12 protein-coding genes and 1 riboswitch are annotated in these 12,997 nt (G+C 58.9%); of the genes, 10 read left to right on the plus strand and 2 right to left on the minus strand.

What is annotated here, in order from left to right; all coding sequences use genetic code 11:
* Positions 1-24: 24 nt before the first annotated feature.
* Positions 25-1,167, minus strand: a complete 1,143-nt coding sequence (locus tag GUC22_RS13305; RefSeq protein ID WP_024358183.1) for an alpha/beta hydrolase — start codon at positions 1,165-1,167, stop codon at positions 25-27.
* Between the two features lie 168 nt (positions 1,168-1,335).
* Between GUC22_RS13305 and GUC22_RS13310 the strand changes: the two genes are divergently transcribed.
* The 9 genes from GUC22_RS13310 to GUC22_RS13350 all read left to right on the plus strand — a co-directional run bounded on the left by GUC22_RS13310 (position 1,336) and on the right by GUC22_RS13350 (position 11,291).
* Positions 1,336-2,370: a LacI family DNA-binding transcriptional regulator gene (locus tag GUC22_RS13310; RefSeq protein ID WP_024358184.1), complete on the plus strand. Its 1,035-nt coding sequence runs from the start codon at positions 1,336-1,338 to the stop codon at positions 2,368-2,370.
* A gap of 184 nt (positions 2,371-2,554) precedes the next feature.
* Positions 2,555-3,478, plus strand: a complete 924-nt coding sequence (locus tag GUC22_RS13315) for a sugar phosphate isomerase/epimerase family protein (RefSeq protein ID WP_160183574.1) — start codon at positions 2,555-2,557, stop codon at positions 3,476-3,478.
* Between the two features lie 14 nt (positions 3,479-3,492).
* Complete coding sequence (locus GUC22_RS13320; RefSeq protein ID WP_024358186.1) at positions 3,493-4,665, plus strand: Gfo/Idh/MocA family protein; 1,173 nt, start codon at positions 3,493-3,495, stop codon at positions 4,663-4,665.
* A gap of 153 nt (positions 4,666-4,818) precedes the next feature.
* A riboswitch (TPP riboswitch) is annotated at positions 4,819-4,920 on the plus strand.
* Positions 4,921-4,989: 69 nt separating this feature from the next.
* Positions 4,990-5,685 (plus strand): TenA family protein, encoded by a 696-nt coding sequence (locus GUC22_RS13325; protein WP_024358187.1) that lies wholly within the window; start codon positions 4,990-4,992, stop codon positions 5,683-5,685.
* Positions 5,682-6,410: an ABC transporter ATP-binding protein gene (locus tag GUC22_RS13330; protein WP_024358188.1), complete on the plus strand. Its 729-nt coding sequence runs from the start codon at positions 5,682-5,684 to the stop codon at positions 6,408-6,410. Before GUC22_RS13325 ends, GUC22_RS13330 begins: the two co-directional genes overlap by 4 nt.
* Positions 6,407-7,147 carry an ABC transporter permease gene (locus GUC22_RS13335; protein ID WP_032711032.1) on the plus strand — a complete coding sequence of 247 codons (741 nt, stop codon included), beginning with the start codon at positions 6,407-6,409 and terminating at the stop codon, positions 7,145-7,147. Before GUC22_RS13330 ends, GUC22_RS13335 begins: the two co-directional genes overlap by 4 nt.
* A gap of 24 nt (positions 7,148-7,171) precedes the next feature.
* Positions 7,172-8,107, plus strand: coding sequence for an ABC transporter substrate-binding protein (locus tag GUC22_RS13340; protein ID WP_102649818.1), 936 nt, complete (start codon positions 7,172-7,174; stop codon positions 8,105-8,107).
* Positions 8,108-8,414: 307 nt separating this feature from the next.
* The gene (locus GUC22_RS13345; RefSeq protein WP_024358191.1) at positions 8,415-9,800 is read left to right on the plus strand and encodes a diaminobutyrate--2-oxoglutarate transaminase; all 1,386 of its coding nucleotides are present in this window, start codon (positions 8,415-8,417) and stop codon (positions 9,798-9,800) included.
* Positions 9,801-9,809: 9 nt separating this feature from the next.
* The gene (locus GUC22_RS13350; RefSeq protein WP_162626001.1) at positions 9,810-11,291 is read left to right on the plus strand and encodes a pyridoxal phosphate-dependent decarboxylase family protein; all 1,482 of its coding nucleotides are present in this window, start codon (positions 9,810-9,812) and stop codon (positions 11,289-11,291) included.
* Positions 11,292-11,545: 254 nt separating this feature from the next.
* On the opposite strand, the gene GUC22_RS13355 is transcribed toward GUC22_RS13350, so the two are convergent.
* Positions 11,546-12,328, minus strand: coding sequence for an SDR family NAD(P)-dependent oxidoreductase (locus tag GUC22_RS13355; RefSeq protein WP_101868239.1), 783 nt, complete (start codon positions 12,326-12,328; stop codon positions 11,546-11,548).
* A 119-nt stretch (positions 12,329-12,447) separates the two neighbouring features.
* Here GUC22_RS13355 and GUC22_RS13360 point away from each other — a divergent pair, with 119 nt between their 5' ends.
* Positions 12,448-12,996 carry a TetR/AcrR family transcriptional regulator gene (locus GUC22_RS13360; protein WP_064342655.1) on the plus strand — a complete coding sequence of 183 codons (549 nt, stop codon included), beginning with the start codon at positions 12,448-12,450 and terminating at the stop codon, positions 12,994-12,996.
* Position 12,997 lies beyond the last annotated feature (1 nt).

Below are 12,997 nucleotides of genomic sequence, written 5' to 3' on the forward strand. Positions count from 1 at the left end.
ATCGCTCAGGGCGGCCTGCCGGCACTATCGCTTATCGTTCAGCGTCTTAATCAGAAACGGTACCGAGTCGCGTAAAGACGGGTTAACCGTACCGCTATGATCCAGGCCGGCATAAATATGAACCTCCGCCCGGGTTCCCGCGCTTTTTACCGCATCGGCAAAGCGTTTTTGCATTGCCGTCGGCACGTTGATATCCGCGCCGCCAATACCGATAAACACCGGGTGATCGATTTTCAGGGTCGGATAAAGCATGCTGCCCACGCTGGCGTTTAACAGGGAGTCTATTCCCGGCTTAAGTGAGTTAGCGGCATTAAGACCGGCCTTCATGACCTCATCGTTTAACGGCGTAATGCATAAATTGCTTGCCTCTTTCAGCAGCGGCAGCGCCTTATCCTGGAAATAATCAGCCGGATTAAGCTGCGGGTTGCTGTCGGCGGCAGACAGATAAATATAGAAAATATAGGGTATTTTCGGGTCGCCTCCGGTCGGCGCTTTGCCGGCTGCCGGTGGAAGCACGTCGGCGGCGGTGGTTCCTTTCTCAAAATAAGGCGTACCGGTCAGCACCGTCGCGCGAACGTTCAGCTCCGGCGCATATTCCGGCTGATATCCCGCGCTGGCGAACGCGGCGTGCGCACCCTGCGACTGCCCTACCAGAATAAGCTCATTCTTAAGCGGAAACTGCTTCAGGGCGGCGCGAACGCCATCAAGAACGCTCCACGCTTCGCCGCGGGCGTTAAGATAATGGTGCAGGCCAGCAGAGCCCAGCCCGGCATAATCCGGCGCGACCACCGCGTAGCCCAGCGACAGCCAGGTATTCAGATACTGCTTATCGCGATCGCTGCGCGGGTTTAACGACGGCGCGCAGTGGTTCGCCACGCCCACGGTACCGTGAGCCCAGACCACCACAGGCCACCCCCCTTCCGGCGTCGCGCCAAAGGGAATAAATACCGCGGCGGTATCTTCGCGGGCGGTTTTACCGTCAACGCCGCTGCGGGAGGGATAATGCAGGAGGTACTGCTTTGCCGCTTCGCTTAAGCCATTCGCGGCGTTGAGCGGAGAGACGGCATCGGTGCTGTCGCCAGCGGCGCTAGCCGGTACCGCGCTCATTGAAAGCAGCAGCAGCGCAGAGGTGGCGGCGAGGAATTTTCTCGAGAGTGAATAGGTCATGGCATCCTGTTCCATTATTAGTGATGCACTTAGTGTAGTCCCCGCCGCCTGAATATCAGCTCAATGAAGCAGACGCTTCGCCATTTTTTTATAAACCCTGAGTGGCTTCGCTTTTTGCCCGCGCAAATAATGATAGATTTTTATCAATAACCTCAAAGGAAGAGACCGATGTCAGCGAAAAAAGTGACCATGACCGACATAGCCAGAGACGCCGGAGTGGGTATTGCGACGGTAGACAGAGTGCTCAATAAACGGGCCGCCGTCAAAGAGAGCACCGAACGTAAAGTACTCGAGTCCGCGCGGCGATTAGGCTTCGCGCTTGAGCAATCCCACTATCGGCTGGCTGCCGGCCAGTCGGCGATAGCCCTCAGAATGGGGTTTATCCTGCTGCAGCCGTCACACTCGTTTTATCAACAGCTGGCGCAGGCGCTTGAACAGGCGGCACTCGCGTGGCATAGCCCGACGCAGGCCCCCGTTTTTCTGCATTATGATATTAACGCCATCGACGATATGGCCGCCGCGATCGGCCGCCTGAGCGCTGAAGTGGATGTTATCGGCATTGTGGCGCTGGATAATCCGCTTATCCGCCATGCCCTCATTCAGGCGATTGATAAAGGGGTGCACGTCTTCACCCTGCTCTCCGATATGAGCATTCCCCAGCGTACCGGCTATATCGGGCTGGATAACCAGAAAGCGGGCCGCACCGCCGGCTGGGCGGTGGACAGGCTCTGTCACGGCGACGGCGAAATTGGGATTATCGTCGGCGATAATCGGTTTATTTGTCAGGAAAGCTGCGAGATAAGTTTCCGCTCCTACCTGCGCGAACAGGGCAAAGGCGATCGTGTGCTTGAACCGGTGCGCAGCCACGAACGTGCCGATGTCGCGCGCCAGGTGACGGAAGAGATGCTGCAACAGTACCCGGATCTGAAGGCCATTTACGCGCCCTGCGGCGGCGTGGAAGGTATTGTCGACGCCCTGCGCGCGCGTCAACGCCAGCACCAGGTCACCCTGATTTGCCATGGCCCGGTAGACAACGGCGAGCTGGCGTTAATCGACGGCACCGTCGATCTTATGCTTGCGCACCGGCTTAGCGAGTTCGCTGCGGCGACAATTAACGCCTTTATCCAGGCAGTCAGCCAGCCGCGGGCGACGTTTATCAACGCTCTGCAGCCGTTTGACCTCCTCACCAAAGAAAACCTCTGATTGACGCAGGCGCGGATAAAGCCGCCGCGCTCCGCTTCAGCGCTATATTTGATAAAAAACCATCATTTATGCTATCAAAATAAATCTTGAATCCCATCAAAGAATTTAAATTTCATCATTGTTGAATATGAAATTTTCATTCAATACTGGTCATGTTTTCTCCTCATCAGAAAAGGAAGCCATCATGACCATACATATTGCCAACGCGCCGTGCAGCTGGGGCGTCGATGATCCCAAAAACCCTTACCTGCCGCCGTGGCCCAAGGTGCTGGAAGAAGCGGCGACGGCCGGTTATAAAAGCATTGAACTGGGCCCGTGGAGCTATCTGCCGACCCGGGCCGATGAACTCAGCGCCGCGCTGAATAAACAGGGGCTGTCGCTGGTTGCCGGAACGATCTTCGACGATCTGGTCAGCGAAGAGAACTTCGCGAATATTGTCGAACTGACGCATAACCTCTGCCGCAATCTGTCGCAGGTACCGGCCGCGGAAAAGACGCCGGGTAACCCCTTCCAGCCGCCTTATCTGGTCATTATTGATTTCGGCAATCCGCAGCGGGCGAAATATGCCGGACGCGGCGAGCTGGCCCCCCGTCTGTCACCCGCCGACTGGCAGCGGATGATCGACCACATTATCACTATCAGCAAACTGGCGTGGCAGGAGTACGGCGTGCGTCCGGTTATCCATCCTCACGCCGGCGGCTGCATCGAGTTTGCCGATGAAATCGACCTGCTGGCGACGCAGATTCCCCATGAGGTGGCCGGTTTGTGTCTCGACACTGGCCACCTCTACTATTCGGGCATGGACCCCATCAGCTGGCTGGATCGCCATTTTGACCGCCTTGACTACCTGCATTTTAAAGATGTTGACCCGCAGGTGTTCGCTAGCGTGATTTCCCGCGGCATCGACTTCTTCTCGGCCTGTGCGGAGGGGGTGATGTGCCCGCTTGGCAGCGGCGCCATTGACTATCCGGCGGTGCGCGCCTTTCTCGACAAGCGCGGCTATCAGGGCTGGATCACCATTGAGCAAGAGCGCGATCCGCGCAACGTCGAGGGCAGCCTGCAGGCGGTCACGGAAAGCCTGCGCTACCTGCGATCCGTTGGGTTTTAATCGGGAGAAAACAGATGATTAACGGTATTAAACCTGTAGGCCGCTCCTTACGCTGGGGCATGGTGGGCGGCGGCGGAAGCAGCCAGATTGGCTATATTCACCGCTCCGCGGCGCTGCGCGACGGATCGTTTACCCTGCTGGCCGGGGCTTTTGATATTGATGCAGAGCGCGGGCGCGAGTTTGGCCAGCAGCTGGGCGTGGACGTCGGACGCTGTTACCCCGACTACGAAACCTTGTTTCGCGAAGAAGCGGCGCGGGAAGACGGCATTGAAGCGGTTTCTATCGCCACGCCGAATAACACCCACTACGCCATTTGTCGCGCGGCGCTTGAGGCCGGACTGCATGTGGTCTGCGAAAAACCGCTCTGTTTTACCGGCGAAGAGGCCGATGCGCTGGTGGCCCTGAGCGAAAAACAGCGCAAAATCATCGGCGTCACCTACGGCTACGCCGGGCATCAGTTGATTCTGCAGGCTCGGCAGATGATTGAACAGGGGCTGCTGGGCGAGATCCGCATCATCAATATGCAGTTCGCCCACGGTTTCCATAACCAGCCGGTAGAGCAGGATAACCCCAGCACCCGCTGGCGGGTGGACCCGAAATTTGTTGGTCCCAGCTACGTGCTGGGCGATCTGGCCACCCACCCGCTGTTCCTGGCGGAGACCATGGCGCCGAAGCTTAATATCACTCGCCTGATGTGCTCCCGCCAGAGTTTTGTCAAAAGCCGCGCACCGCTGGAGGATAACGCGCATGTGCTGATGGAGTACGACAACGGCGCCGTAGGGTCGATGTGGTGCTCGGCGGTCAACAGCGGCTCAATGCACGGACAGAAAGTCCGCATCGTCGGGGAGAAAGCTAGCCTGGAGTGGTGGGATGAACAGCCGAACCAGCTGCGCTACGAAATTCAGGGCGAGCCGGTGCGCATCCTCGAACGCGGTATGCCCTATCTTGACCCGCTGGCCCTGCAGGACGACCGGATTGGCGGCGGCCATCCCGAAGGGCTGTTTGAGGCCTGGTCGAATCTGTATCGCCGCTTTGCCATTGCCATGGATGCAACCGACCGTCGCGATTCGGCCTTGCTGGAAAACTTCTGGTATCCGGATGCCAAAGCCGGGGCGCTCGGCGTGCATTGGGTAGAGAGCTGCGTACGTTCAGCAGACAACGGGGCCAGCTGGGTAGCGTTTCACTGATCCTCTGATAATACGCGCCCGGTAAGGCGTCAGCCGCCACCGGGCGCAAACGATGCGCAATAGCCATTTATTGAGATATTTAAAAGTGACAACGTCACCTATCCCCGGCAAATTCACAGCATTGTAATCAAAAAGGGAATGTCGTATAACAGGGGCCAAACCGAGGGGTGTCCCGTGAGGGCTGAGATGGCGCAAGCCGAACCCTTTGAACCTGATCTGGGTCATGCCAGCGAAGGGACGGGTCGGCATTTCCGCCAGTTTTGCGCCATTGCCTGTTCACACTTCATTCAGCACGCCCGGATCTCCCTTGTTTCAGGAGGTCCTGTGATTCTTCCCGCGTTTACCCAGGGTATTTATGGTCGTCTGCGTCAGCAGGCCGGCGCCGACTGGCAGCACTACGTCGCCCACCCCTTCCTGCGCCAGCTCGCCGATGGCACCCTGCCCGAATCCGCCTTCCGCCGCTATCTGACGCAGGATTACCTGTTTCTGATCCATTTCGCCCGCAGCTACGCGCTGCTGGTCAGCAAGCTGCGTACCCTGGCGGAAATGCGCGTCGCCGCCGCGTCGATGAACGCCATTATTGACGAGCTGCCGCTGCACGTCGGCTACTGCAGGGAATGGGGGCTGGATGAAGCGACGATGGCCGCCGAAGCGGAAGCCGTGGAAACCGTTAACTATACCCGCTACGTGCTGGACATCGGCCACTCCGGCGACGCCCTGGATCTGCTGGCGGCGCTGATGCCCTGCGTTGCCGGCTACGCGGAAATCGGCCTCGGCCTGCTGCACGATCCGGCGACCCGGCTGACCGCCAATCCTTATGCCTCCTGGATCCGCAACTACGGCGATGAGGGTTACCTGAACGGCGTCAATAACGCCATCGGTCTGCTGGAAACCCTCTGGCAGCAGCGCGGCGGCGAGGCGCGTTTCGCCGAACTCAGCGCTATTTTCACCACCGCAACGCGTCTGGAGGCTAACTTCTGGCAGATGGGCCTCAACGCCGTCGCGGAGCGCCCGGCGTGACGGCGCCCGGTATCCAGGTGCGCGGTCTGAGCCTGCGCTTTGGCGCGCGGCGGATATTCGACAATCTGACGTTCGCTATCCCCGGCGGCCAGTGGGTTTCGCTGCTGGGTGCCAGCGGCGCTGGAAAGACCAGCCTGTTGCGCATTATCGCCGGGCTGGCAAAAGCTACCGCCGGTGACGTTCGCGCCAGCGACGGGCAGCCAATAGATAAACGGCTGGCGTGGATGGGACAAAAAGATCTGCTTTATCCATGGTTAAGCGTGCGCGACAACGTCTCGCTTGGCGCGCGTCTGCGCGGAGAGCGCGTAGACCATCGGCGGGTTGCCGCGCTGTTACAGCAGGTTGGTCTTGAACACTGCGCCGGCGACCGCCCGGCCGCCCTCTCAGGCGGCATGCGCCAGCGTGCGGCGCTGGCGCGCACGCTCTATGAAGACCGCCCCATTGTGCTGATGGACGAACCTTTTTCCGCGCTCGATACCCTGACCCGGACGCGCATTCAGACCCTGGCCGCGGAACTCCTGGTGAACCGCACCGTCGTGCTGATTACCCACGACCCGATGGAAGCCTGCCGCCTGAGCCATCGTCTGCTGGTCCTTTCCCCCGCTCCCGGCGGGATTGACGACGCGCATCGCCTGTCCGGCATGCCGCCGCGCGCGCCGGACGATCCGGCGCTGTTGGCCAGCCAGGCGGAGCTGCTGCAACAGCTGATAAGGGCTAACGGATGAGCGCAAAACTGTTTCGCGCCGCCGTGGTGTTCTGCGGCCTGCTGCTGCTCTGGTGGCTGGCGAGCCGCAGCGGCATTCCCGCCTTTCTGCTGCCTTCACCCTCGGCGGTGGCAAGCGCTCTGTGGGTCAACCGCTCGTACCTCGGCGAACACACGCTGATCACGTTGAGCGAGATCCTCAGCGGCCTCGTGCTTGGCGCCCTACTCGGCGTGACGCTGGCGCTGTGCATGATTGTCTCGCCGCGCCTTCAGCGCTGGCTGATGCCGCTGGTGCTGACCAGCCAGGCGATCCCGGTCTTTGCCCTCGCCCCGCTGCTGGTGCTGTGGTTCGGTTTTGGCATGGGCGCCAAGGTGATGATGGCGGTGCTGGTGATTTTCTTTCCCGTCACCTCGGCGTTTTTTGACGGTCTGCGCCGGGTTAACCGCGACTATCTCGATCTGGCGCGCACCATGGGGGCCTCTTTTGGCGCACAGCTGCGCCACGTTCGCATGATGGCCGCCCTTCCGGCCCTTGGTTCCGGCCTGCGGATGGCCGCCGCCGTTGCCCCCATCGGGGCGATTATCGGCGAATGGGTCGGTTCAGCCGAAGGCCTGGGCTACGTGATGCTTAACGCCAACGCCCGCCTGCAAACCGATATCTGCTTCGCGGCCCTGTTTATTTTGGTGGTGCTGACCGTCCTGCTCTGGCTGGCGGTGGATGCTTTTTTACACCGGCTGATCGACTGGACGCCGGAATAACGATTTTAAACAGAAGGAATAACCATGCGTAAACATCTTTATAGCGGAATGGCCCTTGGCGTGCTGTTCAGCGGTCAGGCGCTGGCCAACGAGAAACTCACCCTGGTGCTGGACTGGTATATCAACCCCGATCATGCGCCGATCGTGGTGGCCGAACAGATCGGCGCCTTTAAAGAGGCGGGCCTGGACGTCAAAATCGTGCCGCCGTCCGACCCGGCGCTGCCGCCGCGCTTAGTCGCCGCCCGCCAGGCGGACCTGGCGATTACCTACCAGCCGCAGGTCCATTTTTTTGCTGATGAAGGGCTGCCGCTGGTCCGCGTCGGCACCCTGATTAATTCACCGCTGAACACGGTGATCGCGCTGGATAAAAGCATCAAATCCCCCGCCGATCTGCAAGGCAAAAAAGTGGGTTACTCGGTGAGCGGTATCGAACAGGCGACGCTGGCCACCATGGCGCAGCACGCGCACATCGACCCCAAAAGCATCAAGCTCATCAACGTGAACTTCCAGCTGACCAGCGCCCTGCTGGCCGGCCAGGTCGATGCGGTCATCGGCGGCTATCGTAATATCGAAGCGCTGGAGCTGAAGCTACAGGGGAAAGATCCGCAGGTGATGAACGTCGAGGATTACGGCGTACCGGCCTACGACGAGCTGGTGATTGTCGCGAATCGTGATGAAGCAAACGCGGCGAAGATTAAGGCGTTCCTCAAGGCGCTGCAAAAAGGCGTCGCTTACCTGCGCGCCCATCCTCAGGAGACCTGGCAGGCGTTTGCCGCCGCGCATCCCGAGCTCAATACCGAACTGAACAAGCAGGCATGGCTGAAAACCCTTCCTCTGTTTGCCAGCGATCCGGCGGCGCTGGATAAACCTCGCTATGAAGCTTATGAACAGTTTTTATATAACAATAAGTTGGTGAAAAAAGTCACACCTTTAACGAATTATGCGGTTGAGCTGCATTGAGTCATGCCATTGCTGGCGGAAACTTTTCGCCAGCAATATCCGCGTAACGTTAATAAAAATCGAGAAACTTCCTCACTAATAATTACAATTTTAAAGGTCTTTCACCCCTTAAAATATTCATTTTAAATCAATCAATTAGGTTGATTTTCGCCAGTGTAAAAATAACGTAAATATACCTTAATCAATAAAACGTTGAATGCGTATCTAAAAAGCCATATATTGTGCCCGCTTTAATGCATGGCGATTCAATTTCTTACACCAATTTATTCAACCAGCGCTCAACCGTAACGCTGGTTGTGGGAGTGATATGATGACGGATAAAGTCCGTATTGATACTTTAGGCGCAGATTTATTAGATGCAAACAACGATACCTTTTTGGCCCGTCAGGCTGAATTCGAATCGAATGTCAGGAGCTACCCGCGCAAGCTGCCCCTTGCGATTACCAAAGCGGAAGGCGTCTGGCTGACCGATGCGGATAACAAACAGTATCTGGACTGCCTTGCCGGCGCCGGTACTCTGGCACTCGGCCACAACCATCCTGACGTGCTGCAGAGCATCCAAAGTGTCATTACCAGCGGCTTGCCGTTACATACTCTCGATCTGACGACACCGTTAAAAGATCGCTTCTCTGAATACCTGCTTTCCCTGCTGCCGGGCGAAGGCAAAGAATACTGCCTGCAGTTCACCGGTCCGTCCGGCGCTGATGCCGTTGAAGCGGCGCTGAAGCTGGCGAAAAAATACACCGGTCGCTCTTCCGTGATCAGCTTCTCCGGCGGTTACCACGGCATGACCCACGGCGCGCTGTCCGTCACCGGCAACCTGTCGCCAAAAGCGGCGGTTAACGGCATGATGCCGGAAGTGCAGTTTATGCCTTACCCGCACCAGTACCGCTGCCCGCTGGGTATCGGCGGCGAAGCCGGCGTGAAAGCGCTGACCTACTACTTCGAAAACCTGATCAACGACGTCGAAAGCGGCGTGCGTAAACCGGCGGCGGTGATCCTTGAAGCCGTTCAGGGTGAAGGCGGCGTGAACCCGGCTCCGGTGGAATGGCTGCAGCGCATCCGTAAAGTGACGCAGGAGCACGGCATTCTGCTGATCATCGATGAAGTTCAGGCTGGCTTTGCCCGTACCGGTAAATTCTTCGCCTTTGAACACGCTGGCATTGAGCCGGACATTATCGTGATGTCGAAAGCCGTTGGCGGCGGTCTGCCGCTGGCCGTTCTCGGTATCAAAAAGCAGTTCGACGCCTGGGAACCGGGTCACCACACCGGCACCTTCCGCGGCAACCAGCTGGCGATGGCCACCGGCCTGACCACCCTGCGCCACCTGAAAGATAATAAGATTGCGGATAAAACCGCCGCTCAGGGCGAATGGCTGAAAGGCAAGCTGGCCGAGATGCAGAAACGCTATCCGGTTATCGGCCACGTTCGCGGTCTGGGCCTGATGATCGGCATCGAGATCGTTAAACCGAACGAAGCGCCGGACCACATGGGCTGCTACCCGGCGGATGGCGAACTCTCCGCGCTGCTGCAGAAGAAATGCTTCGAAGCGGGTCTGATCCTCGAGCGCGGCGGCCGCCACGGCTGCGTGCTGCGCCTGCTGCCGTCCCTGCTGATCAGCAACGCTGAGCTGGAAATTTTCTTCGACAAATTTGAACAGGCCCTGCTGGCCGCCGGCGTAAAACCGGTCTGAGTGGAGTAAGTGACCGCAATGTCCAAATTGAATCCGATTCTTGCTGGTTCCGCGCAAAGTATTGATGCCTACCAGCAGGCGATCGCCCAGACCAGCCAGGCGGTAGCGCAGTGGTTGCAGCAGCCTGAAATGTATCAGGGGAAAAGCGTTGATGAACTGCGTGAGCGCATCACCCTTGATTTCAACGAACAGGGTCTGGGCAACCAGGCGGCGATTGAACGTGCGATCGAGTACTTCCTGAAAGACAGCCTGTCGGTACATCACCCGCAGTGCGTGGCGCATCTGCACTGCCCGAGCCTGGTGATTAGCCAGGCGGCGGAAGTGCTGATTAACGCCACCAACCAGAGTATGGACTCCTGGGACCAAAGCCCGTCAGCGACCATCATCGAGATCAAGCTGATTGAATGGCTGCGCGCCCAGGTCGGCTACGGCGCTGGCGATGCCGGCGTCTTCACCAGCGGCGGCACCCAGAGCAACATGATGGGCCTGATGCTGGCGCGCGATGCCTTCTTCGCCCGCCGGGGGCACTCCATCCAGCAGGATGGTCTGCCGGGCGATATTCGTCAGTACAAAGTGCTGTGTTCAGAAAACGCCCACTTCTCGGTGCAGAAGAATATGGCGCTGATGGGCCTCGGCTACCGCTCCGTGACGCTGGTGAAAACCGACGAATTCGCGCGGATGGACGTGGCGGATCTGAAAGCGAAAATCGCCGAGGCGCAGGCTAACGGCGAGCAGATTATGGCGATCGTCGCCACCGCCGGCACCACCGATGCGGGGGCGATTGACCCGCTGCGCGAGATTGCGGCCGTCGCGGCAGAGCACCAGATCTGGCTGCACGTCGACGCGGCCTGGGGCGGCGCGCTGCTGATGTCCGAGAAGTATCGCGACCGTCTGGACGGCATTGAGTTAGTGGACTCCATCACCCTGGATTTCCACAAGCAGTTCTTCCAGACCATCAGCTGCGGCGCGTTTCTGTTAAAAGAAGCCCGCCACTATGAGCTGATGCGCTATCAGGCGGCCTATCTGAACTCCGAGTTCGATGAAGAGCACGGCGTACCGAATCTGGTGTCCAAATCGCTGCAGACCACCCGCCGCTTCGACGCGCTGAAGCTATGGATGGGTCTGGAAGCGCTGGGCCAGAAGCAGTACGCGGAAATCATCGATCACGGCGTGACGATGGCGCTGAACGTGGCGGATTACGTCGCAACGCAGCCGACGCTGGAGCTGGTCATGCAGCCGCAGCTGGCGAGCGTGTTGTTCCGTTCGCGTCCGCAGCAGATGGCGGGCAGCGACGATGCCGCGATCGCCCTGCTCAACCAGCGGGTTGGCGATGCGCTGCTGGCTTCCGGCCGCGCTAACGTCGGCGTGACCGAGCACAACGGCGTCACCTGCCTGAAGCTGACGCTGCTGAACCCGATCGTGACGTTAGAGGACGTGAAGGTGCTGCTGAGCCTGGTCGAGCGTACCGCCCAGGAGCTGCTGGCGCAGTAAGTTCGTTCTCGCACTAACCTCGAAAGCCGATAACTCACCTTATCGGCTTTTTTTATTGGGTTTCGTCCTGAATTTGTGACGTTGTCACTGTATTTCCCGGAGGCGGTGCTGCGCACCTGTCGGGCTACAGGTTCACAGCCATCATCCCGGACAGACGCCCCTGGCGCCGCCTCCGGGATGTACTTGTATTCGAAATGCGCGCCATAAGCGTGTATCGACTCTCCTTTCCGATACACGGTAATACAAACAGCCGATCACCCCAGATAACGCGCCGCCGGTTCAGATTGCGCAAAGCCGGGCAGCATGGCCTGACGCGTCGCGTTAAGCGCCTGCCACTGCGTTTCATCATGCAGCGGCGGAATAGTCACCGATTCGCGGCGGTCGAACCCCACCAGGGCGGCATCGACCAGTTTATCCACCTCCATGACGCCGGGAATGGTATCCACATCTTTGCCGCTGTGCTGCCAAATCTCGGTGCGCGTCGCCGCCGGCAGTACCGCCTGGACGTATACGCCTTTCGCGCTCAGCTCAACATCGAGCCCCTGCGAGAGAAACAGCACAAAGGCTTTCGTGGCGCCGTAGACGGTCAACCCCATTTCCGGACCCAGCCCAACGACCGACGCGATGTTGACAATCGCCCCCTCTCCGGCTTCGGCCAGACGCGGCGCGATGGCGTTCGCCAGGCGAGCCACTGAGGTCACGTTGAGGGTAATCAGGCGAGTGATATCGTCGCTGCTCTGGTGGAGGAAATCACCGGGAATCGAGGTACCGGCATTATTGACCAGAATCCCAATACGCGCGTCTTCCCGCAGGCGCTGCTCCACGGCGATGATGTCGCTATCCTGGGTTAAATCGGCCTGCAGGATGTCGACCTGAACACAGGTTTCACCGCGCAGTCGCTCGGCCAGCGCCGTCAGACGCTCGCGGTTACGCGCGACCAGCACCAGGTCGTGGCCGCGGCGGGCAAAACGTTCGGCATAGACTGCGCCAATTCCGGTCGATGCGCCGGTTACCAGTACCGCTGATTTGCTGCTCATAATAGATGTACTCCTGAATTTATACATGATGATCGTCATGTATAATGGCACGGGTTGGGTATACTGTAAATAATGTTATATGATGGTCATCATAAATAATTTCGCAGCAGGACGACGCCATGAGAGTGAGCAGAAAACAGGTTGAAGAGAATAAGCAGATAATCCTGACCGCCGCCGGACGCTTGTTTCGCGAGCGGGGTTTTGACGCGGTCACGGTCACCGATATTATGAAATCAGCCGGTCTGACCCACGGCGGATTTTATGGCTACTTTAAATCGAAGGATGACCTGATCGCCCAAACCCTCGCGGAACTGAAGATCGAAAGCGAGACGACGGAAAACGACTTCGCGTCGCGCGTTGAACGCTATCTCTCCCCCGAACACCGGGATAATTTTGCCAACGGCTGCCCGCTGGCTGCGCTGGCGGCGGAGACCATCCGCCAGTCCGAACCCGCGCGCGATGAAATGACCGCCCGGCTGCGGCAGCACATAGACCAGCTCAGTGAAGCGATGGATGATCAAGACGCTGAAGCCCGCCGTCGCGCGGCGATTGGCAGCTGGTCGGCCATGGTCGGCGCGTTAATTCTGGCGCGGATGACCGCGGATTCGGCGTTTTCCGACGAAATCCTGGCTGAAACGGCGGCCTGGCTCGCGGAAAAACAGCGCTAAC

It is taken from the genome of Klebsiella sp. MPUS7 (assembly GCF_009905335.1).
Taxonomy (GTDB): domain Bacteria; phylum Pseudomonadota; class Gammaproteobacteria; order Enterobacterales; family Enterobacteriaceae; genus Klebsiella; species Klebsiella grimontii.